The 22,325-nt window shown below is 57.0% G+C and carries 21 protein-coding genes; 17 read left to right on the forward strand and 4 right to left on the reverse strand.

Features of this window, described 5'->3' with window-relative positions:
• Positions 1–230 precede the first annotated feature (230 nt).
• The 13 genes from trpB to ACXAFI_RS04940 all read left to right on the forward strand — a co-directional run bounded on the left by trpB (position 231) and on the right by ACXAFI_RS04940 (position 14,890).
• Complete coding sequence (gene trpB, locus ACXAFI_RS04880) at positions 231–1,454, forward strand: tryptophan synthase subunit beta (RefSeq protein WP_152454348.1); 1,224 nt, start codon at positions 231–233, stop codon at positions 1,452–1,454.
• A gap of 92 nt (positions 1,455–1,546) precedes the next feature.
• Positions 1,547–2,356 carry a tryptophan synthase subunit alpha gene (trpA, locus tag ACXAFI_RS04885; protein ID WP_475107891.1) on the forward strand — a complete coding sequence of 270 codons (810 nt, stop codon included), beginning with the start codon at positions 1,547–1,549 and terminating at the stop codon, positions 2,354–2,356.
• A 159-nt stretch (positions 2,357–2,515) separates the two neighbouring features.
• Entirely contained in the window at positions 2,516–3,370 is an 855-nt protein-coding gene (accD, locus tag ACXAFI_RS04890) for an acetyl-CoA carboxylase, carboxyltransferase subunit beta (RefSeq protein ID WP_252085167.1), read from the forward strand.
• Positions 3,371–3,453: 83 nt separating this feature from the next.
• Positions 3,454–4,725 (forward strand): bifunctional tetrahydrofolate synthase/dihydrofolate synthase, encoded by a 1,272-nt coding sequence (folC, locus tag ACXAFI_RS04895; RefSeq protein WP_475107892.1) that lies wholly within the window; start codon positions 3,454–3,456, stop codon positions 4,723–4,725.
• Positions 4,706–5,392, forward strand: a complete 687-nt coding sequence (locus ACXAFI_RS04900) for an SPOR domain-containing protein (RefSeq protein WP_475107893.1) — start codon at positions 4,706–4,708, stop codon at positions 5,390–5,392. The genes folC and ACXAFI_RS04900 overlap by 20 nt, the downstream gene beginning before the upstream one ends.
• Before the next feature lie 432 nt (positions 5,393–5,824).
• Positions 5,825–6,319, forward strand: a complete 495-nt coding sequence (locus tag ACXAFI_RS04905) for a CvpA family protein (RefSeq protein WP_152454343.1) — start codon at positions 5,825–5,827, stop codon at positions 6,317–6,319.
• A 42-nt stretch (positions 6,320–6,361) separates the two neighbouring features.
• On the forward strand, positions 6,362–7,849 hold the full coding sequence (gene purF / locus ACXAFI_RS04910) for an amidophosphoribosyltransferase (protein WP_475107894.1): 1,488 nt from the start codon (positions 6,362–6,364) through the stop codon (positions 7,847–7,849).
• A 101-nt stretch (positions 7,850–7,950) separates the two neighbouring features.
• Positions 7,951–9,132, forward strand: a complete 1,182-nt coding sequence (locus ACXAFI_RS04915; protein WP_475107895.1) for an O-succinylhomoserine sulfhydrylase — start codon at positions 7,951–7,953, stop codon at positions 9,130–9,132.
• A gap of 176 nt (positions 9,133–9,308) precedes the next feature.
• A complete protein-coding gene (locus ACXAFI_RS04920; RefSeq protein WP_444922628.1) occupies positions 9,309–10,220 on the forward strand; it encodes an AAA family ATPase in 912 nt (303 codons plus the stop codon).
• A 10-nt stretch (positions 10,221–10,230) separates the two neighbouring features.
• On the forward strand, positions 10,231–11,244 hold the full coding sequence (locus tag ACXAFI_RS04925) for a DUF58 domain-containing protein (protein ID WP_475107896.1): 1,014 nt from the start codon (positions 10,231–10,233) through the stop codon (positions 11,242–11,244).
• The gene (locus ACXAFI_RS04930; RefSeq protein WP_475107897.1) at positions 11,244–13,280 is read left to right on the forward strand and encodes a transglutaminase TgpA family protein; all 2,037 of its coding nucleotides are present in this window, start codon (positions 11,244–11,246) and stop codon (positions 13,278–13,280) included. Before ACXAFI_RS04925 ends, ACXAFI_RS04930 begins: the two co-directional genes overlap by 1 nt.
• Before the next feature lie 24 nt (positions 13,281–13,304).
• Positions 13,305–14,525: an MFS transporter gene (locus ACXAFI_RS04935; protein ID WP_475107898.1), complete on the forward strand. Its 1,221-nt coding sequence runs from the start codon at positions 13,305–13,307 to the stop codon at positions 14,523–14,525.
• Between the two features lie 71 nt (positions 14,526–14,596).
• Positions 14,597–14,890 (forward strand): DUF3175 domain-containing protein, encoded by a 294-nt coding sequence (locus tag ACXAFI_RS04940; RefSeq protein ID WP_475107899.1) that lies wholly within the window; start codon positions 14,597–14,599, stop codon positions 14,888–14,890.
• 37 nt (positions 14,891–14,927) lie between these two features.
• Here ACXAFI_RS04940 and sppA read toward each other — a convergent pair whose 3' ends face one another.
• From sppA to arsC, 4 genes are all read right to left on the reverse strand, one after another.
• The gene (gene sppA, locus ACXAFI_RS04945) at positions 14,928–16,796 is read right to left on the reverse strand and encodes a signal peptide peptidase SppA (protein ID WP_475107900.1); all 1,869 of its coding nucleotides are present in this window, start codon (positions 16,794–16,796) and stop codon (positions 14,928–14,930) included.
• A gap of 83 nt (positions 16,797–16,879) precedes the next feature.
• A complete protein-coding gene (locus ACXAFI_RS04950; RefSeq protein WP_475107901.1) occupies positions 16,880–17,227 on the reverse strand; it encodes a DUF2069 domain-containing protein in 348 nt (115 codons plus the stop codon).
• 10 nt (positions 17,228–17,237) lie between these two features.
• A complete protein-coding gene (gene wrbA / locus ACXAFI_RS04955; protein WP_444919583.1) occupies positions 17,238–17,858 on the reverse strand; it encodes an NAD(P)H:quinone oxidoreductase in 621 nt (206 codons plus the stop codon).
• Positions 17,859–18,203 (reverse strand): arsenate reductase (glutaredoxin), encoded by a 345-nt coding sequence (gene arsC, locus ACXAFI_RS04960; RefSeq protein ID WP_475107902.1) that lies wholly within the window; start codon positions 18,201–18,203, stop codon positions 17,859–17,861.
• Between the two features lie 126 nt (positions 18,204–18,329).
• Here arsC and ACXAFI_RS04965 point away from each other — a divergent pair, with 126 nt between their 5' ends.
• The 4 genes from ACXAFI_RS04965 (at position 18,330) to ACXAFI_RS04980 (ending at position 22,215) form a co-directional block, all read left to right on the forward strand.
• On the forward strand, positions 18,330–19,721 hold the full coding sequence (locus tag ACXAFI_RS04965; protein ID WP_475107903.1) for a YihY family inner membrane protein: 1,392 nt from the start codon (positions 18,330–18,332) through the stop codon (positions 19,719–19,721).
• Complete coding sequence (locus ACXAFI_RS04970; protein WP_475107904.1) at positions 19,663–20,097, forward strand: TlpA family protein disulfide reductase; 435 nt, start codon at positions 19,663–19,665, stop codon at positions 20,095–20,097. The genes ACXAFI_RS04965 and ACXAFI_RS04970 overlap by 59 nt, the downstream gene beginning before the upstream one ends.
• 144 nt (positions 20,098–20,241) lie before the next feature.
• Positions 20,242–21,606: an L-cystine transporter gene (locus ACXAFI_RS04975; RefSeq protein ID WP_475107905.1), complete on the forward strand. Its 1,365-nt coding sequence runs from the start codon at positions 20,242–20,244 to the stop codon at positions 21,604–21,606.
• 162 nt (positions 21,607–21,768) lie between these two features.
• Entirely contained in the window at positions 21,769–22,215 is a 447-nt protein-coding gene (locus ACXAFI_RS04980; RefSeq protein ID WP_475107906.1) for a hypothetical protein, read from the forward strand.
• Positions 22,216–22,325 lie beyond the last annotated feature (110 nt).

A 22,325-nucleotide genomic window follows, 5' to 3' on the forward strand; every position in this document is an offset into this window, starting at 1 on the left:
GCATCTGCGCCAGTATTTTCTGGCGATGCTTGAATGGTTCAGGAGGAACTATCCCTACATAGGATGAAAGCGGCACAGGGAAGTGCCGCCGCCGGCAGTGCCGGCGCGAGCCAGTAAATACCAGCAGATCCACGCATCTGCGCCAGTATTTTCTGGCGATGCTTGAATAGTTTAGGAAGAACTATTCAAGCATTAATAAAACAGTTTAAAAACCACGTGACCCACGGAGTATGAGTGTGAGTAAGCCAGGTGCTATCGATTTTTCCACCTTCCCGGATGCGAGCGGACATTTTGGTCCCTACGGCGGTCGCTTTGTATCGGAGACGCTGATCAGCGCATTGGATGAGCTTCAGGCAATGTATAGCCGCCTGAAAGATGATCCGGATTTTGTCGCTGCCTTTGATCACGATCTGGCGCACTATGTAGGCAGACCATCACCGCTGTATCTCGCTGAGCGATTGACTGAGCAAGCGGGCGGTGCGCGAATCTGGCTTAAGCGGGAAGATCTCAACCATACCGGTGCGCACAAAGTAAACAATACCGTTGGCCAGGCACTGTTGGCCAAGCACAGCGGTAAGAGTCGTGTGATTGCTGAAACCGGTGCGGGCCAACACGGTGTGGCCACCGCTACTGTGGCCGCGCGCTTGGGGTTACAGTGCACCGTTTATATGGGGGCTGAGGACGTCAAGCGCCAATCCCCCAATGTCTATCGTATGAAGCTGTTGGGTGCCGAAGTGGTGCCGGTGGAGTCCGGTTCCAAGACGCTGAAAGACGCGATGAATGAGGCCATGCGCGATTGGGTGACCAATGTCGATAACACTTTCTACATTATCGGCACCGTGGCTGGCCCCCACCCCTATCCCCAGTTGGTGCGGGACTTTAACTCCATTATTGGCCGCGAAGCGCGTCGCCAGAGTCTGGAACAGTTTGGCCAGTTGCCCGATGCCCTGGTGGCCTGTGTCGGCGGTGGCTCCAATGCGATTGGCCTGTTCCACCCCTTCCTCAATGACTCTGAAGTGAAAATGTTTGGCGTTGAGGCCGGCGGTGAAGGGTTGGCTTCCGGCAAGCACGCGGCGCCTCTCAACGATGGTATTCCCGGTGTCCTGCACGGCAACCGCACCTATTTGATGGAAGACGAAGACGGTCAGATTATCGAGACCCACTCGGTTTCTGCGGGCCTCGACTACCCAGGTGTCGGTCCCGAACATGCCTGGCTCAAAGATATCGGCCGTGTTGAGTATGTCACTGCCGATGATAAAGAGGCGCTCGAGGCCTTCCGTCGTCTCACCCGCACCGAGGGTATTCTGCCGGCGTTGGAGTCCAGTCATGCAGTTGCCTACGCGATGAAACTCGCGGCTGAAATGGCGCCTGAACAAAACATCGTGGTGAACCTCTCCGGTCGTGGTGACAAAGATATTTTCACCGTTGCCGCGATTGACGGTATTGAGGTTTAACGGCGTTTTGCCCACCACCTCGGGTGGGCCTATCAAAAAAATCGTGACCAAGTGAGCTGGCGCTAAGCCAGGAGTAGCTCAGGGAATACACAGTGACAGAACAAAATAGAATTGATCGCCGCTTTGCCAGACTGCGCGGCGAGGGCCGAAAGGCCCTGGTAACTTATATCGTCGCCGGTGATGGCGGCTTGGAAAATACCGTACCGTTGATGCATCAGTTGGTGGCCAGTGGTGCGGATATTATCGAGTTGGGGGTGCCTTTCTCCGATCCCATGGCCGAGGGGCCGGTAATCCAGAAGGGGCATGAGCGCGCCCTGGCCAACGGCGCCTCCTTGCGCAAGTGTCTGGCGCTGGTGAAAGAATTCCGTCAGGTAGATGAGGAAACCCCGGTTATCCTGATGGGGTATGCCAACCCGATCCAGCGTATGGGTGAGCGGGAGTTCGCCGATGCCGCGCTCGATGCCGGAGTTGACGGTGCTCTCACGGTAGACCTGCCGGCGGAGGAAGCGGGGCCGCTCAATAAGCTTTTGGCGGAGCGCAACCTGCGCAATATCTTCCTGCTGACGCCCACCACCACCGAAGAGCGTATTCGCGAGATTACCGGCCTGGCCAGTGGTTTTGTGTATTACGTCTCCCTGAAGGGCGTTACCGGTGCCGGCCATCTCGATTTGGACTCTGTGCGCGATAATCTCGAACATATTCGCCGCTTTACCGATTTGCCCCTGTGTGTGGGTTTTGGTATCAAAGACGGTAGCTCGGCGCGATCCGTCAGTGCCCATGGCGACGGCGCGGTAGTGGGTAGTGTGCTGGTCTCAGCGGTAGATAACGCTGCGGATCTGGCTGCTGCCAAGACGAAGCTGGGAGACATCGTCAGCGAGATGCGCCGGGCTCTGGACCGCTAGGCTTGCCCCGGGCTAAGGCAAGAAGCTGGCCAGATCACCAAAAATAGCGGCTGATCTGGCTGGGTTTGATGTTCAGCTTAGTGTTTTAATTCGTAGCCTGAAACTCACCGGTCGGTAAAATGCGCCGGCCTACAGAAAGCATCCGGATTTGGAAACGAGATGAGCTGGTTAGAAAAAATTGTTCCCGCGGTAATTCGCACCGAGCGACGTGCCGGCAGCAGCAAGGTCCCAGAGGGGGTATGGAAGAAGTGCGTCAAGTGTGACGCCATGCTTTACCGCCCGGAGCTGGAGCGCAACCTGGATGTGTGCCCCAAGTGCGATCACCATTTGCGTATCGGCGCCCGCCGCCGCTTGGATATCTTCCTCGATGAGGACGGGCGTGAAGAGCTGGCCACGGATGTGCTGCCAGTGGATCGCCTGAAATTTAAAGACGTCAAAAAATACAAAGATCGCCTGCTGCAGGCGCAAAAATCCACAGGTGAAAAAGACGCATTGATTGCCATGCAGGGCACCTTGAATGGAGAACCTTTGGTAGCAGTGGCCTTCGAATTTGCCTTCCACGGCGGTTCCATGGGCTATGTGGTGGGAGAGCGCTTTACCCGCGCGGCCCAGCGCGCCTTGGAACAGCGCATTCCATTGGTGTGCTTCTCAGCCACTGGCGGGGCGCGCATGCAGGAGGCTTTGATCTCCCTGATGCAGATGGCCAAGACCTCGGCGGTGTTGGAAAAAATGAAGATGGCGGGCGTGCCTTATATCTCCATTATGACCGACCCCGTGTATGGCGGCGTTTCGGCCTCCCTGGCCCTGCTGGGGGATATCAATGCGGCCGAACCGGGCGCACGTGCCGGGTTTGCCGGTCCCAATATTATTGAGCAGACCATCCGCCAGAAATTGCCCAAGGGTTTCCAGCGCAGTGAATTCCTGCTGGAGCACGGCGCTATCGATATGATTATTCCGCGCAAGGATATGCGCACCACCGTCTCGCGCCTATTGGGTAAACTGAGCGGTAATTAATGATTTCCCCATTCCCCGGAGGTGCTTAAGAGCAGCCAGGAAGAAAACCTGGCTGCTGCCTCTTACCAGCGATCTATCCGATTATGTCCTCATTACAAGATTGGCTCGCCCGCCTGGAGCGGCTGCACCCTACTGAAATCGAACTGGGGCTCGAGCGTGTCTCCTCTGTCGCCGCTACCCTGGGGGTGCAAAAACCCGCCCCCAAGGTGATTACCGTGGCAGGCACCAATGGCAAGGGCTCTTGCGTGGCGACTATGGAGGCACTCTTGTGTCATGCCGGTCACTCTGTTGGGGCTTACAGCTCCCCACACCTGCTGCGTTTTAATGAGCGGATACGTATCAATGGCGAGGAGGTATCCGATCAACAGTTGGTCGAGTCTTTTGTGGCGGTGGAAGCCGCCCGAGGGGAAACCAGTCTGACCTATTTCGAGTTCACCACCCTGGCCGCACTCTGGTTATACCAGCGCGCGGGAGTGGAATATGCCCTGCTGGAAGTTGGCCTCGGTGGCCGGTTGGATGCGGCCAATCTGGTGGATGCCGACTTGGCGATTATCACCAGTGTGGCGGTCGATCACGAGGATTGGCTGGGCAGTGATCGAGAGGTTATCGGCCGTGAAAAGGCGGGCATTTTGCGCCCCGGTGCCCCCTTCATCTGTGCAGATAGCGCACCGCCTCAATCGGTGCTGTCTGCGTCCGAAAAGCAGGCCAGTTCCAGTTATTTTATTGGCCAGGATTTCAGTATCACTTCGAGCGGGGACAGTGAGATCTATCACTTTGGTGATCTGGTACTGTCGATACCGGATATCAGCTTGCCGCGTCCCAGTATCGCTGCCGCGCTCACCGCTCTGGCAATACTGGATGCTCTACCTCAAGAGGGTAGCGAGACAGCCCTGGCCCAAATAACGCTGCCCGGGCGCTGTCAGCAAGTCTATTGGCATGAACGAAATCTGCTGTTGGATGTGGGGCATAACCCGGCTGCGGCGGAACACCTGGCAAATTGGCTTGCCGCCAACCCGGTAGAGGGGAAGACCCATGCTTTGGTAGCGGCTATGAAAGATAAGGACCTGCCCGGCCTGTTTGCCCCTCTCCGCGAACTGGTGGATCGCTGGCATCCGGCCCTGCTGCCGGAAAATAACCGTGCTGCCGAAGGTGAGGCGCTGTGTGCGGGTCTTCAAGAAGCCGGGGTGGATGAGACGAATATGGATCGGCGCTGTCCAACTGTAGCCGAAGGGTTGTCACAACTGTTGCCGACCCTCGGTCCACAGGACAGGTTGCTTGTCTATGGATCCTTCTTTACTGTGGCGGAAGTTCTGCAGCAGATACGAGACGAGGGTAATGGAGAATTGCGAGGATAAGTCCCCCCTCAGAGGGCGGCTGAACGACGGCTTTAAACAGCGCATTGTTGGTGCGCTGGTGCTGATTGCGCTCGCGGTAATTTTCCTGCCGAGTCTACTGGACCGGGAGTCCAAGGGGCCTATCAGCGAAGCGAGCCAGATCCCGGCGGAGCCCGATATTCGCCCGGTTGAGATTGGCAAACCCGAGCCTGTTGCCGGTGTGGCGCCGGCTCCTGCGGCTGGAGAGGTTTTTCAACCGGAAGTGCCGGAGAAGTTTTCCAACCCTGCGGAGGGGGCGGCCAAGTTTGCCGCTTCCGACTCTAACTCCGATTCTCAGTCCGGCTCGCAGTCCAAGCAAGACGTGAGCGATTCCGTGCCGGAAGCGGAGAGCGATGCTGCCAAAACTACCAAAAAGGCCGCTTCGCCACTGGTGGACGAACAGGGGCAGCCGATGGCCTGGGTGGTACAGGTGGCCTCCTACAAGGATGACTCCCGCGCGCAGCAGCTGCGCATGCGCCTGATGGATAAGGGTTATCGCGCCTATACCCGCGCGGTGGAAACGGACAAAGGGCGCTTTGTGCGGGTCTTTGTGGGGCCCAAGGTCAATAAGGCCGATGCCGAGGGAATTAAGCGGGAGCTGGATTCTCTGCTGCAAGCACAAACCCTGGTACTCCGCTTTAAAGCCTGATGGCTTAATGACCTGCAAGCAGGTAATTACAGCGATGCTAGAGGGCGAGCCTGACGAGCCGCTCTCGCTTTTTTCGACCCTCTCTTGGTTCTCTCTCGCCATTCGGCTCTCTCTCACTCTAAAGAAGCGGCAATTTTTCCAGCCTGTGCCAGTATTTCGCGGGTGGCAGTGAAACTGGCTGGGCGTCATTCATTTCTTACTAGGTTCGTTACCCGCTGGTGTATGGTCTTTCCCCGGAGGGTGACGCGCTGAAAGCGGCTATACGCCTGTACTTTTTTCGGCATAAATCCATTGCGGTAAGGCGATTCGCCCACGAAATTTTACAGTTGGGGTAGGAAATTCCAATCGATTCGTCTACGGCTTCACGCGCTTAGTCCCTTAAGTTAGAATGCGCGCTCTTCGCGGCAGCAGCCGCCACGCAGGTAGGTTTGAATGAATTGGGCTGACTGGACCATCGTGGCTATTGTGGGTGTTTCCACACTTATCGGCCTTAGTCGAGGTTTCGTGCGTGAAACCCTGTCACTGCTCACCTGGGTCGCCGCTTTTTTGGTCGCGATGATGTTTCGCGAACAGCTGGCACCACTGCTTTCAAACCTTGTCGATACCCCATCTCTCCAGGCGATCGCCGCCTTCGCCATTCTGTTCTTCGGTACGCTCCTGGCTGGGGCTCTGTTGAATATGATGCTCTCCGCTTTTGTCGAGGCCACGGGTTTGTCCGGTACCGATCGGGTGCTGGGTATGGTGTTTGGTCTGGCGCGGGGAGCCATTGTGGTGATGGCACTGCTGATTCTGGCCCCGGCACTGGCTCCGGTGGATCAGGACAGCTGGTGGAGTGAGTCGGTGTTGATTCCCCACTTCCTCGAATTCGAGGGCAGTGCACGGGAGCTGGCCAAGTCTGTGAAGGACTATTTCGTAGAGTTATTTTAACCGGGCGCTAGCGCCGCTTTTTCGATCAATAGGGTCAAATATATGTGTGGTATCGTCGGTATCGTCGGTAAGAGTGATGTCAATCTGCAGCTCTATGATGCGCTCACTCTGTTGCAACACAGGGGACAGGATGCTGCGGGCATCGTAACCTGTGACGATGATCGCCTGAACCAGCAAAAAGCCAATGGCCTGGTGCGCGATGTGTTTCGCGCGCGCCACATGGAGCGCCTGAAAGGTAACTTTGGTATCGGTCATGTACGCTATCCCACCGCGGGTAGCTCCGGCCCCGCCCTGGCGCAGCCGTTCTATGTGAACTCTCCCTACGGTATTGCCATGGCACACAATGGCAACCTCACCAATGTGGGGGATGTGGTGGAGGAGATCTTCCAGCAGGATCTACGCCATATCAACACCGATTCCGATTCCGAAGTGCTGCTCAACGTATTTGCCCATGAGCTGCACAAGCTGCGCAAGCTGCACCCCAAGGCTGAGGATATCTTCACCGCTATGCGCGGTGTGCATAAACGTGTGCGCGGCGCCTACGCTTGTGTGGCCCTGATTGTGGGTTACGGCATCGTCGCCTTCCGCGACCCCAACGGTATTCGCCCGCTGGTCTACGGCAAGCGCGAGACCGACAAAGGCACCGAGTATATGGTGGCCTCTGAGTCTGTTGCCCTGGATGTGCTGGGCTACACCCTGGTACGTGATGTGGCCCCCGGTGAAGCCCTGTATATCGAACTGGATGGCACGGTGCACTCCGAGCAGTGCGCAGAGAACCCGACCCTCACCCCCTGCATTTTCGAGCATGTGTATTTCGCCCGCCCGGACTCCATTATGGATGGCGTTTCCGTACACAAGGCGCGTCTGCGCCAGGGTGAGCACCTGGCAGACAAGATCCTGCGCCTGCGCCCGGACCACGATATCGATGTGGTGATTCCCATCCCCGATTCCGCCCGCACCGCTGGCCAGACCGTGGCACACCGCCTGGGGGTGAAATTCCGTGAGGGCATGGTGAAGAACCGCTATATCGGCCGAACCTTCATCATGCCGGGGCAGAAGCAGCGCAAGAAATCTGTGCGCCAGAAGCTGAATGCCATCGAACTGGAATTCCGCGGCAAGAATGTCTTGTTAGTGGATGACTCTATTGTGCGTGGTACCACTTGTAAGCAGATCATCCAGATGGCCCGCGATGCGGGTGCCGCAAAAGTGTATTTCGCCAGCGCGGCACCAGCCGTGAAGTACCCGAACGTGTATGGCATTGATATGCCGTCTGCCAGTGAGCTAGTGGCGCACAACCGCACTACTGAAGAGATCTGTAAAGAGATCGGTGCAGACTGGTTGATCTACCAGGACCTGGAAGACTTGGTGGTGAGTTCCAGCGGCGGCAAGCAGAAAATCGATCAGTTCGACTGCTCCGTTTTCGACGGTAACTATATTACCGGCGATGTGGATGAAGATTACCTCGATAGTCTTCACGCGGCGCGCAACGACGAAGCCAAGCACAAGAAGACCGATACCAGCGCTCTGTAAGTTATCTCCGGCGGCGCTCTGTTCACGGCAGAAGAGGGCGCCATGCACGGCCGTTTCGGTTAATATGACCGCTTCCAAAAATACTGACCAGGAAGCGGTATATGTTTGAAGACGACGGTTACGCTCTGGAAACCCTGGCCGTTCGCGCCGGGCAGGTCCGCTCGGAAGAGGGCGAGCACTCCGAAGCCCTCTATCTCACCTCCAGTTACGTATTTCCCTCTGCCGCGGAAGCTGCTGCGCGCTTTACCGGCGAGAGTGCCGGCAACGTCTATTCCCGCTATACCAACCCCACCGTTCGAATGTTCGAACAGCGCATCGCCGCGCTGGAAGGTGGCGAGGCTGCGGTAGCCACGGCCAGCGGTATGGCCGCGATCCTCAGTATTTGTATGTCCTTGTTGAAAAGTGGCGACCGGGTGATCTGTTCCCGCAGCGTGTTCGGCACGACTACCGCGCTGTTCGGACGCTATATGGAAAAGTTCGGCGTGCGTGTGAGCTATGTGGATCTCACCGATATGGACTCCTGGAAGCAGGCGGTGGATGGCTCCACCAAGCTGTTGTTTATGGAAACCCCCTCCAACCCCCTGTGTGAAGTGGCGGACATCCGTGCCTTGGCGGAAATTGCCCACAGTGCCGGTGCCCTGCTGGTGGTGGATAACTGTTTCTGCACGCCGGCGCTACAGCGCCCGCTGGCACTCGGCGCTGATATTGTGGTGCACTCCGCCACTAAATTCCTCGATGGCCAGGGTCGCGCCCTGGGCGGTGTCGCCGTGGGTCGCAAGGAGATCATGGATGAGCTGGTGGTATTCCTGCGTACCGCTGGCCCCAGCATGAGTCCGTTTAATGCCTGGGTTTTCCTCAAGGGGTTGGAGACGCTCAAGCTACGTATGCAGGCCCACTGCACCAATGCCCTGGATTTGGCCTGGTGGCTCGATGAGCAGGAGATGGTGGAGAAGGTCAACTACACCGGCTTGCCCAAACACCCCCAGCATCGCTTGGCCCGCGAACAACAGGACGCCTTCGGGGCGGTGTTGAGTTTTACCGTGCGCGGTGGCCGCGAGGAAGCCTGGAAGGTGATCGACAGCTGTAAAATTCTGTCTTGCACGGCCAATCTCGGCGATGCCAAGAGCACTATCGTACACCCGGCTACTACCACCCACGGGCGTCTCAGTGATGAGGACAAAGCCCGCGCCGGTATCACCGAAAACCTGATTCGTATTTCTGTGGGTCTGGAAAATGCCGAGGATCTGAAGCGCGATCTGATGCGGGGCCTGTCCCTGTTATAAGCGTGTCGCCGGGCCTTGATTGGGCCGGATCGGTCCCTGACTTCCTATGATTAATAGCGGGTACCAAATCCGCTTTTATCCGGACTTGGCACCATGGCGCCTGCCGCACAGCGTTGGCGGGCGCTTACACCGGGCCTCTCTTGGCCTGAGAAAAAATGAGCAGTAATGGATTTGCCGTGCAAAAAATAGTTTCCGCCATCGTTTCCGATATTGGCAGTGTTTTGCTGGGAAAAGAGCGCCAGGTGAAGCTGGCCTTGGCCTGCCTTTTGTCTAAAGGCCACCTGTTGATTGAAGACCTGCCCGGAATGGGCAAGACCACCCTGGCCCATGCTTTGGCCCAGGTGTTCGGCCTCTCCTATAAACGGGTGCAATTTACCAGCGATATGCTGCCGGCGGATATTCTCGGTGTATCGATTTTTGAGCGGGAATCTGGCCAGTTTCATTTTCATGAGGGACCGGTTTTTAGCCAGGTATTACTGGCTGATGAGATTAACCGCTCCTCCCCCAAAACACAGAGTGCCCTGTTAGAGGCAATGGAGGAGCGCCAGGTCAGCGTGGACGGCGAAACCCGCGCGCTGCCACAGCCTTTCTTTGTGATTGCCACCCAGAACCCGTTGCAGCAGTCCGGTACTTTTGCCCTGCCGGAGTCGCAACTGGACCGATTCCTGATGCGCATCAGCCTCGGCTATCCCACTCGCGAAGCCGAGCGGGCGCTGTTTTTAGGGGCTGACCCCCGCCAACAGCTGGCCAAGCTAAAGCCGCGTATTGACCTCGCCACCTTGAAAAAAATGCAAAGCCTGGTGGGACAGGTGAAGGCCTCAGACAGCCTGCTCGATTATTTAGAGCGCCTGGTGCTGCACACCCGCCAGAGCCCGGATTGTGCCGTGGGTTTATCGCCCCGAGGGGCCCTGGCGTTACTGCGTGCCGCCAAGGCCTGGGCGCTGATTCACAATCGCGGCCATGTCCTGCCGGAGGATATCCAGGCGGTGCTGCCCTCGGTGGCCGGGCACCGCTTGCAGAGTGATGGCGGCAATGGCGATCAGTTGGTGGAGCGCCTTATGCGCCAGGTGGATATTATCGCGGCCTAAGCAGATGAGTGTGAACCGCGATTTTCCCCGGCAGGCTTCCATTACAGGCTCGACAACCTCGAAAAGCTCGCGCAATTTTTTTCGCAGGCTGGGTGAGCGCTGGCTCAGCCGGCGCGCGCCCCGCTCACGGGAGATCACCCTAAATCACAGCCGCCTATTTATTCTGCCTACCCGCGCGGGGCTCGGTTACCTACTGGTAACCGCTTTACTCTGGTTACTGGCCACCAATTACGAGAACAATCTGGTTTTTGCCCTGACCTTTCTACTGATCAGTGTCTTCGTTATCTTACCGGTGCATACCTTCGCCAACCTGAGCGGCCTGCGCCTGCAATTACTGGGCACTGAAACGGCTTTTGCCGGGGACTTTGCCGAGGCACAGATCAACCTGAGTCGAGCGGACAAACGCCAACGGGAGTGGATACAAATTTGTTGGCCACCGGAGGAGGGCGCCTATGTGGATCTCTGTGAGGAGTCCACGGCGGACTTCCGCATTGCGCTGCCAGCCCTGCAGCGGGGGCGAATTCAGGCGCCGCGATTAAGAGTTGAGAGCCGCTTTCCGCTGGGACTGTTTCGCTGCTGGAGCCGTATCGATCTGGATGTGGAATTCCTGGTGTATCCGCGACCGCTCGCCGCCGGGCCCCTGCCGTTGGGAGAAGCCTTAGTAGAGGGTACATCCGGCCAGGTACGTCGCGGCGGGGATGATTATGCTTCCCTCAAACCCTACCAGCCTGGTGACTCTCTGCGCCATCTGGCCTGGAAACAATATGCCGCCGGTCGCGATCTCTATAGCAAGGAGTATGAGAGTCGTACGGATACTCGATTGTGGCTCGATTGGGAGTTGTTGGATGGGCGCGATGTAGAGACCCGCCTGAGCAACCTGTGTGATTGGGTCTTACAGGCGGAGAAGCAGGGCGTTGCCTATGGCCTGAGCATCCCCGGCACTACTTTGCCGCCCTCTCTCGGCACCGAGCACCAGCAGCGAGTGCTGGCGGCGCTGGCCCTCTTTCCAAAGTGGGGTGGCTGATGGCGAACAACCGGGATCTATTGCCCCGCGAAAGCCTGTTGTGGATTTTCGCCGCGCAGTTTGTCGCCCTGCTGCCACAGCTGAGCGAATTGCCACTGTGGATTGGTTTTGCCTGGGCGTTTGCAGTCTATTGGCGCTTGGAGGTCTTTCGTGGGCGCCGTGATCTGCCGGGGCGCGCCCTCAAACTTTTGGTGATCGCACTAACGGTGGCGGGTTTGGCGCAATCCTACCAGCGCTGGTTTGCGCTGAAGCCGATGGTGGCTTTATTAGCGTTGTCCTTTACCCTGAAAAACCTGGAGCTGGTGAGCCGCCGCGATGCCTTTGTCAGTTTGTTGCTGGCCTATTTTGTTGCTGCGACCCTGTTCGTGCGCGAACAATCGATTCCCTATGCTCTCTACGGTTTGATCGCTACCCTGGTGATTACCGCTGCACTGGCGGCACAGCTGGGAAGCTTCAGTGCGCGGCCGCGCCGGGCCCTGGGGCTCTCCCTGCGATTAATGGCGCAAGCCACACCGCTGATGCTGCTGCTGTTTGTGGTGATGCCGCGCCTGGGCCCTTTGTGGAATGTGCCCCAAGATACCTCTGCCGGCCGCACCGGTGTGAGTGACTCCATGGCGCCGGGTGATTTCACCCGCCTGTCCAAATCCGCCAAGCCGGTACTGCGTATTTCCTTTGATGGACCCGTACCGCCGCCAGAGCAGCGTTACTGGCGAGGGCTGGTGTACTCCGAGTTCGATGGGCGTACCTGGCGTCAGGGATTGGGCGTGGACCCGCGCAATGGTGGTCAGGTGTACTGGAATAGTGGCGAGCGCCCGCTGCCACAAATCGGCCCACGTTACCGCTACCAGGTGATTCAGGAGGCGAGCCGCAGCCCATGGTTATTTGCCCTGGCAAGGCCCGCTTCGGATAGCCCCGGTGTCGGGGAAACCGCGGATGACCGCCTGGTAAAGCGCTCGCCGGTGTATAGTCGCTTTGCCTATGAGGTGCGCTCCTGGCCCCGAGACCCCCAGGCTATTCCCTCGCCACTGAATAGCGCTGAGCGCCGCCGCAATCTGCAGCTGCCGGCCAATGGGAACCAGCGCACCCGCGAGTGGGCCGAGCGCCTGCGCCGCCGGGGATTGGGGGCTGAAGAGATTTCGTCACAGCTACTGGCGCTCTACAACCGCGAATTTACCTATACCTTGCGTCCACCGGCACTGGGCAGTGACAGCGTGGACGAGTTCTTATTCGACAGCCAGAAGGGTTTCTGTGAACACTTTGCCGGCAGCTATGTGTTTGCCATGCGTGCCGCCGGTGTACCTGCGCGGGTGGTAGCGGGCTACCAGGGTGGCGAGTGGGTGAGTGGTGAGAAGTACCTGTTGGTGCGCGAGTACGATGCCCATGCCTGGGCCGAGATCTGGCTCGATGGCCGCGGCTGGCAGCGGGTGGACCCCACGGCTGCCGTCTCCCCGGAGCGGGTTCGGGATGGTCTTGAAAGTGCCGCCGGCGAGGAGTTTATGCAGGACTCGCTGCTGCCGGTGCACCGCTTCGATATCCTGGTGAAGCTGCGCTTGCAGTGGGACATGATCAATTACCGCTGGTATCAGACGGTAGTGAGTTTTGATAGTGAAAAGCAGCGGGATACTTTGCAAAGATTGCTCGGTGATCTTTCTCCCATGCGTATGGCACTGTTTTTTGCTACTCCGGTGGCTGTCGTATTATTTGGCATTCTCCTATGGACTCGCCTGACCGGCCGGGGGCGCAAGCGGCCCGCCGCGGAGCGTCTCTACGCAGTCTTCTGCAAGCGTATGGCCAGAGCCGGTATCACTCGCCGCCCCGGTGAGGCGCCCCGGGATTTCGCCGGGCGCATCGCCGAGCAGAAACCCCAGCTGGCAGAGTTTGCCGGGCAGGTGACGGACGCCTTTGAGCGCGCAGCCTATGGTGGGGATAAAGAGGCTTTAATGGAGCTGCGCCGTCTGCTGCGTTGGCGCTTGAGGCTCCCTTTAAGAGTTCCGATAAGAGTTCCGACAAATAAAAGCCAGCAGGCTGGTCACTAACCCTTGGAAGGTCTATCGCGCAAGATGCCTCACAGGCTGCAAAAATTTCTGCTGGGTTACAGCGGCACTTCCCTGGCAACCGGGCTGCAGGTGATCCTCCTGCCCTGGATTGCGCTCACCGTGGTGGATTTGCCGGCTCTACAGCTGGGCTGGGTGCAGGCTTCAGTGCTTTTGCCCAATCTGGTGTTCCTGCTGTTCGGCGGTGCCCTGGCAGACCGCCGTGATCCGGCAGCGGTCTCCGCACTGGCCTGCATTGGTTTGGCCCTCTGCCACACAAGTCTGCTGCTGGTTTACCTCCTGTCCGTGATCTCCCTGCCGGTTTTGATGCTCTACGGTATTTGCCTGGGGATTTGCAGCGCTTTCCTGCAACCGGCGCGGGACAATCTGGTACAGCGCAGTGCACGCCAAGGCGGTGGGCAAACCTCCGAGCGGCGGGTGCAGAAAACGGTGACCTGGATGATGTTGGCCCAATACGGTGGTCAGGCTGTGGGGATGTTGCTGGCGAGCCGCTTCGAACACTGGGGGCTGCAAGCCTTGCTGTTAGTGCAGATAGGGGTACTGCTGTTGGCGGCTACAGCCTTGATTAGTCTGCGCGCGGGTGGGGCCAACCGCATGACTAAGGAAAAAATCACTCACAGCCTGATTCTCGATGGCTTATCCCAGGCCTGGCGGCACCCGGTACTGCGCGAATTGACTGCGTTGATGGCCTTTAACGGATTTGTGCACATCGGTGTCTTTTTGGTGGTGCTGCCGCTGTTGGCGGAGGACTACGGTCGCGGCGCCGGTTATTACGCCACGCTGCAACTGGCCTTCGTAGCCGGTACCGTCATCGCCACGGTGACTATGCTGCGTCGCGGCCAGGGGGCTGAACCTGGGCGCGGTATTCTTATGTGCCTGCTCTACAGTGCGGCGCTGTTGATTGCCATCAGTCTCGGTCCTACGAAGCTAGGCCTGATCCTGCTGTGTCTTTGCTGGGGGGCGGTGGCGGCGGCTTCCGCTGGCCTCGGTCGCGGCATAGTACAGTTACTCGCCCCGGCGGAATACCGCAGCCGCATTATCTCCATTTACCAGTTTGCCCTGTTTGGCTCCGCTGCCCTTGGAGCATTGGCCGCTGGCGTCTTGAGTGAATACGCCGCCCCCCTGACCACCTTGCTGTGGGCGGGAATTTTAAGTCTGCTCGCCTTTGCTCTGGTGGCTTTAAGTGGTGCCCTGCGCCGGGTCAAAATCACTGACAGCGAAGTCTGAATTGCTTGTGCGACCAACCCACACATCGCCACCATATAGTTAGGTGGGTCAGTCAATGAGTGGAGGTGTCGGTGAGTCCCGTGAAAAAGGCCAATTGGTCGGAAGAGGTCACGCGCCACAGTCGTGCCCTGGATTTGAGTGAGGGCCTCTTTAGCCTGGAGGACCCGAAAGCGATCGCACGGGGATTGAAAGCCGCTGCAGAATCCAGCCAGCGGCGCAAGTCCGACCCTTATCGCTCTGCCATGTCTATGTTGACGTTCTATATCAACCGGGCGGGAGAGAGGCTGCCTGCGAAAAGGCGGCGACTACTGGAAAAGGCCAAGGAAGAATTGCGCGGGCTTTACGGACGTCCGCGCCGGCATTGAGCCGGCGGCGGAGTTTGTGGTGAAAGTGTGAGACGCTTTAAGGTGCCTGGCAGGGCAGGCAACGCACGTAGAGGGCGCGGGGGTCGCGATAGCTCTGCAGCTCGCCGATTGGTGCCAACACCGGCTGTACGCTGTTTAACCAGGCGCCGAGTGGCAGGTTGGCTTCAAGGCTCGCGGCAATTTTCGCGTCTACATTATCGCTCAAGGCGCGCAGGAATTTTTCGCCGGGGCTCAGTTCACGCTGGATCTCTACTACGTCGTATTCTTCGATTTCAGCAAGCTGCGCGGCGTCGGCGATGGCATCGCTGAGGTTGCCGAGATCATCCACCAATCCCAACTTCTTCGCGGCGCGGCCGGTCCACACCTGCCCCTGGGCTATTTTGTGTATCTCTTTGGGGGTACTGCCGCGAGCTTCGGAAACAATGCGCAGGAAGCGCGCATAAGTGTTATCCACCCCCTGCTGCAGAATACTGGCCGCAGCTGGCGGCAGGGCGCGATCGAGGCGCATACTGCCGGCCAGGTCAGAGGTGCCTACACCATCGGTGTAGATACCAATATGCTCGAGGGAATTCTCAAAGGTCGGGAAGGCGCCAAAAACCCCAATAGAACCGGTGAGTGTGGCCGGCGAGGCCCAGATGCGGTCACCAGCCGTGGCGATCCAGTAGCCACCGGAAGCGGCGACGCTGCCCATGGAAATCACCACCGGGATTTTTGCTTCGCGAGTAGCCAGCAGCTCCTGGCGAATGGCTTCGGAGGCAAACGCGGAGCCGCCACCGCTGTCGATGCGCAGTACCAGGGCATCCACTTCTTTTTCGCGCGCACGCTGAATTAATTTGCCGAGACTTTCACTGCCGATACGCCCAGCGGGAGCTTCGCCGTCGACTATGGAACCACTGGCGGTGATCAGGCCGATTTTCTTGGATTCCCGGATGGGCTTGGCGGCTTCGGCGAGTTTGTGGCTGCGCAGGTAGGCGAGGGCGTCGATAAACTTGTAATCGCGCTCTTTGCTATCATCTTCACCGATGTCCTTTTTCAGCTCATTCATCGCCTCGATGCGACTGGCGAGCTGGTCTACCAGCTTGTTGGCCAGGGCGGCTTCGGCCCAACTGCCCTGATGCTGTTGCAGCTTCTGCGGCAGTTCGTTGATAAACAGGTCGATACTCTCAGCGGGCAGATTGCGCAACCCGGTGACCTGCTCGCTGTATTCACCCCAGAGTTCATTCAACCAGCGCTGGTTGTTTTCCCGCGAGGCGGGAGACATATCGTCGCGGGTGTAGGGCTCGATAAAGTCCTTGTAATCCCCCACGCGGAACACGTGGAAGTTCACCTTGAGTTTATCCAGGGCGCTCTTGTAATAGTTGCGATAAACGCCGAAGCCGGTGAGCATGACCGAGCCCATGGGATTCAGGTATACCTTGTCGGCGTGGCTGGCGAGGAAGTACTGGGGCTGGGTGTAGTTGTCGCCCACCGCGTAGATGGGTTTATCGGCGGCTTTAAAGCGCTGCAGTGCCGCACCTATTTCATCCAGTTTGCTGAGGCTGCCACCCACCATATGATCCAGTTCCAGCACTAGCGAGGAAATGCGTTTGTCTGTGGCGGCGTTGTCGATAGCGTCAACCAGGTCTTTGACGCGCACCTCGGAAGGCCCGCGGTTGCCACCTAGAAAAATCGGCAGGGTGGCGGGCTGGGTCAGCTCATCCACAAGAAAACCGCTGGGGGCTACGCGCAGCGCCGCGCCCTGGGGCACCACCAAGCGCTCGTCCTTGCTGAAAATGGCAATGCCGAGAAATAGCAGGATCAGCAGGAAGATGATGTTGGTGAATACTCGCCTCAGCCAGGTGATGGAGCCGCCAATCGCAGCTAAAAAGCCTCGGGCAAATCCTTTTTTCTGGGGTGAATCAGTCAAACCTCAAAACTCCTTAGCGTGTGGAAGTCTTATATTTCCACGCTTTGTGTCGGGAACCATTGGCGGAAATTCCGCCAATGGAGTTACTGCATACGATGCCAGCGACTGCTCATCATTGCAGAAAAGAATAGGATAAGGCTCAAAACCATCATTGCGCCATCCTGCCAACCGCGTGTAGGCATCATTACATCGACAATACTGGTGGTGATGTACAGCAGCAGAATAAAACAGAGCCAAAGGTAACTGCGATAACGCTGCTTGATCAGGCCTGGCAACACCAGCAAGAGCGGTACCGTCTGGATCAGCCAAAGCGCGAGGGAGCCGCCCTCGATAAACAGGTTTCGAACTGCAATTAGCACCAATAGGGCGATATAGCAGAACCAATTGATACGGAGCGCAATATGTAATTTGCGCTGAATAGTGTCGTTCACGCTGAATCCTCTATTTGGCAGCTTGAGTCGCCGGGCTCAGGGTTTGGGCCAGTTGACCGATGCGAGCACCGAGCGCTCGGCACAGGGTGATCTCATCTTCACTCAAGTCGCTGGTATGCCCTTTGTTCCAATGGGAGGCGCCGTAGGGAGTGCCGCCGGTGCTGGTACGCATTAAGGCAGCTTCTGAGTAGGGAATACCGGCGATCAACATACCGTGGTGCAGAAGCGGCAACATCATTGAGGTGAGTGTGGTCTCCTGGCCGCCGTGCAGGCTGCCGGTGGCGGTAAATACAGCGGCGGGTTTACCGGTGAGGCTACCTTCCAGCCAGATATCGCTGGTTTGATCGAGAAAATATCGCAGTGGCGATGCCATATTGCCAAAGCGGGTGGGGCTGCCCATGAGCAGTCCGGCGCACTGGCGCAGGTCTTCGAGGGTGCAATAGGGTGCGCCCTCGTTGGGCACCGGCGCCAGGCTGGCTTGGGTATCGGGTGAGACTGTGGGAACGGTGCGCAGGCGTGCGGCGATGCCGCTGGCTTCAACGCCCCGCGCCAGCTCAGCGGCCATACGCGCCGTGGCGCCGCCGCGGCTGTAATAGAGGATCAGCACATAGGCTTCGCTATCGGGTGCCATTTAAAGCAGCTCCAGCGCATTTTCCGGTGGGCGGCCAATGGTGGCTTTGTCGCCTTTTACCACGATCGGTCGCTGGATCAGGATGGGGTTTTCTACCATGGCCTCAATCAATTGCGCTTCGCTCAGCGCCTCGTCTTTTAGGTTGAGTTGCTTGTAGGGTTCCTCACCGGTGCGCAACAGGTCCCGTGCGGGCATACCGAGTTTCTGCAGGATCTGTTTGAGATCACCAGCCGAAGGCGGGTTTTGCAGGTAGAGAATCACTTCCGGCTCCACGCCGTTATCCTGCAGGAGTTGCAGGGTTTGACGGGATTTTGAGCAGCGCGGGTTGTGGTAGATCGTCCACATTATGTCGGTATCCTGTTACTGTTTGGCGTATTCTAACCGAATACCGTAATGGAATTCTAAGGCGTAAGTCGAGTGTTCACCGCATTTGCTAGAGGTCGCACACAGGGAATGAAATTGAAATCAAGTGTGAAAGATAGGCTCGTTCAATGGCGGCGTTTTGCCACCTCCTTGTGGACTCTGTTTGTCGAGAAAGACTGCCAGAAAAGTGCGGCTGCGCTCACTTATATGACTCTGTTCGCCATAGTGCCATTGGTGACCGTGAGCTATGCGATGCTGTCGCTGTTCCCGGACTTCGCCGGCTTGCAGACTCGCTTACAGGAGCAGTTGTTCTCCCACTTTGTGCCGCAGAGTGGGCGTGAAGTACAGGAATATATCAGCAGTTTTTCCGCCCAGGCGCAGAGACTCACCGGCTTGGGTATCGCCATGCTGGCGGTGACTGCAGGGCTCACGCTACGCAGTATTGAAGGTACCTTTAACGCCATATGGGATGTGTCCCGTGGGCGCAGCGGAGTTTCGAGTTTTCTATTGTACTGGGCCATTTTAAGCCTCGGGCCTATCCTGCTGGGGGCCGGGCTCGCCGCCAGTACCTTCCTACTCTCGCAAAAATTATTTTTAGGTGGAGAGGAGGGCATTGGCATGATGGCGGTCGTGCTGCGAGTACTGCCTTTTATTTTCACCAGTATCGTTTTTACCCTGCTATTTATCGCCGTGCCCAATTGCTATGTGCCCCTGCGCCATGGCATCGAAGGGGGGGTGGTGACCTCCATCGCCTTTGAAATCATGAAATACCTGTTCGGGGCCATTGTCGCGCGTAGTTCGGTACAGGCGATATATGGTGCCTTTGCTTTTGTGCCCTTGTTTCTGTTGTGGATTTATATGATGTGGATGCTGGTGCTGGCGGGGTGTGTGCTGGTGCGCACCCTGTCGGTATATCGAGCAGCGACCCAGGGGCACAGACACTCCGATTTAGTGGCGATCCTGATTGTCCTCTGGCAAATGTTTAAAAGGGGGCGGTGTGGCAAACCCCTGCGTGAGCGGGATATCTCTTTATTGGGAATAAAATTTGGCCAGTGGCGGCGACTGCGTGATGTCTTACAGGGGCACCGGGTGATCGCCCAGACCGACGGGAATGATTATGTCTTACTGCGGGATCTGAACGCGGTATCACTGATGGAGCTGACCGGTTGGTTGAGCCCCCAGTGGATTCCCAGCGGTAACCCGGGCAATTTAAAAGGGTTTGAATGGTACAGCGAGGTGGAGAGTCGCTTTGCCAATACCCGTGGTTCCGCCAGAGAGCAGCTTGATATTACGATTGGATCGCTCTTTAGCGACGCTCTGGAAAAAGAGGAGGCCGAAAGCCGCGGGGCGGGGCAAGAGGCGGGAACTTCAAAAAATATGGAAAATGAAATTGTTGAAGCGGAGGGGGAAGACGATGCTGCAGTTGCTGATAAGAAAAAGAATGAAGAAGGTACTGGGGGCAATCTCTCTGTCCTTGGCAAGCGCAATCAGCGGCTGTGACAACGAAAGCCGTTTGCATACCACCGGTGGCGAACCGGTTAATACTGAGGGAAAAACAATATTGGTTAACTACTGGGCCGAGTGGTGTAAGCCCTGTCGTGAAGAAGTGCCTGTGCTCAATGAATTGGCACAGACCAATAGCGACATCGTCGTGTTGGGGGTTAACTTTGATGGTTTGCCATCCCCCGCAGCTATCGAACAGGCGCAGAAGCTGGGTATAGAATTTCCCCTGTTGACCGAAGAGCCCGAAGGACGCTGGGGCCAACCCTGGCCAGAGGTGCTGCCTACTACCTTCATAATTGGCCGGGATGGCCGCTGGCAAAAAACACTGGTGGGGCCTCAGACCGCAGAGGATCTTAGAGCGGCCCTACAGTAAGGGCGCTTTTAAATAATAATTTAAAAAAACAAATCAATATAACTATAAACAAAGTATCTATAACCAAGGTAACTATAGGGCACTAGCCTATCGCTGATAGCATGCCGCCACTTTTTAGTTTGCCCAGGGTGGGATTTTCATACCATGCATATCGGCGCTTTTGTTCTGCTTTTTGGCTTCGTGGTTCTCTTGTTCGGATTGCATCGTTGGCAACGCGGCAGGGATACCCTGGCGCCGGGCGTATTTGTCGGGTTGCTTCTAGGCGTGGTTTTTGGGGCGTTATTGCAATTAGCGCGCAGTTGGGGGAATACCACTGATGAGGTTCTGCCCTGGATCGAAATGCTGGGCGAGAGCTACGTAAATCTGCTGTATATGCTGGTGATGCCACTGGTGCTTACTTCTATTCTGGTGGCCGTGGTAAAAGTGAGTGACACTCAGGCGCTGGGTAAGATCAGTGTGTCTGTATTGGGTGTATTACTCGGGACAACAGCAATTGCCGCCCTGATCGGTGTTTTTATGGCCGATTTGTTTGGGCTCTCAGCCGCGGGGCTGGTCGAGGGCTCCCGCGAAGCAGCGCGGGTGGAAGTGCTTAATGAGCGCATCGGGCGAGTCAGTGATCTCTCAATTCCTGAAATAATTACCTCCTTTATTCCGCGCAATATTTTCCTGGATTTGACTGGAGCCCGCTCCACCTCTGTGATTTCGGTGGTTATTTTTGCGGTGTTACTGGGGCTGGCGGCCCTGGCTGTGCGGCGTGAATTTCCCAAGGAGGGTGCTGCGATTGAGCGGTTTGTACATGTCGCTCAAGTCTGGATTATGAAGCTGGTGCGCCTGGTGATGGCCTTCACGCCCTACGGTGTGATGGCACTGGTTGCGGGGTTAATTGCTAAATCCAGTTGGGCAGACATTGCTAACCTGTTCGGTTTTGTCGTGGCCTCTTTCTGTGCGATTGGCCTGATGTTTTTAGTGCATGGTCTTTTACTGCTAGTGAATGGCGTGAATCCGCTGCATTACTTCATTAAAGTCTGGCCCGTGTTGGTATTTGCCTTTAGTTCCCGCTCCAGCGCGGCCACTATCCCCCTCAATGTGGAAACACAGGTGGATGAGCTGCGTAATTCACCAGCCATCGCCAACTTTTCCGCATCCTTCGGTGCCACCATCGGTCAAAATGGCTGCGCGGGAATCTATCCTGCAATGCTCGCCACGATGGTAGCGGTGCCTTTGGGGATCAACGTGTGGGACCCCATGTGGTTAGGCACTCTGCTGGCTGTGGTAGTCATCAGTTCTTTTGGTATTGCCGGCGTGGGTGGTGGGGCAACTTTTGCCGCACTGGTGGTGCTACCGGCAATGGGACTACCGGTTACCATCGCGGCCCTGTTAATTTCTGTAGAGCCGCTGATCGATATGGCGCGTACCGCGCTCAATGTAAACGGCGCTATGACCGCGGGAACCCTGACCCAGCGTTGGCTCGGGGATGAAATGCCCGGTCCCGAGATCGTAGAGGGATAACCAGTAGAGAGATTAGTAAGAGTTGTCGGCCGGTGGAAAAAATTTGAAAAAAATAAATGAATCCTGTCAACCGCTGGCCCAACAGAGCGTTTTAATCAGTGCAATTTAAATCTTATTGGATCTCCTCGAATGGAACCGAGGCGATTTATGAAGGAGCAATTTATGAAAAAGCTGATTGGACTCTCACTACTGACTATTGGCCTGGCTTTTCCTTATTCACTTTATGCACAGAGCGATGAGAGCGAGCGGCACGATCACGGTGATCATGTCGAGGATCGTCTAGATCAGAAGGGCGATCGTATAGAGTCGAGATTGGATCAAAAGGGAGACCGCATTGAGGAGCGCCTCGATAACAAGGGTGATCGTATCAATGAGCGTCTCGACCAGAGATCTGAACAGGCGGCTGCCAATGGCAATGACAAGCTGGCCGAGCGACTGGACCGCAAAGGGGATCGCATCGATAACCGCCTCGACCAAAAAGGGGAACGTGTCAACGAAAGGCTGGATAACAAGGGCGTAAAAATTAATGATCGACTGGACAAAAAGGGAGAGCGTGTAGATCGCCATATGGACCGGCGCGCTAAAACCCGCAAGCGCAAAGAGGGCTGACCTTGCGAACTGGTTATTCAGATAAAACTAAGAGTGCGAGTGGAGTCTTTTAGGTGGGCTCCATAAACCATAAAAAGAATCTGGAAGAGCATTCCGTGCGCAAGGACTTC

The sequence above is a fragment of the Microbulbifer sp. ABH2_005 genome (assembly GCF_056160005.1).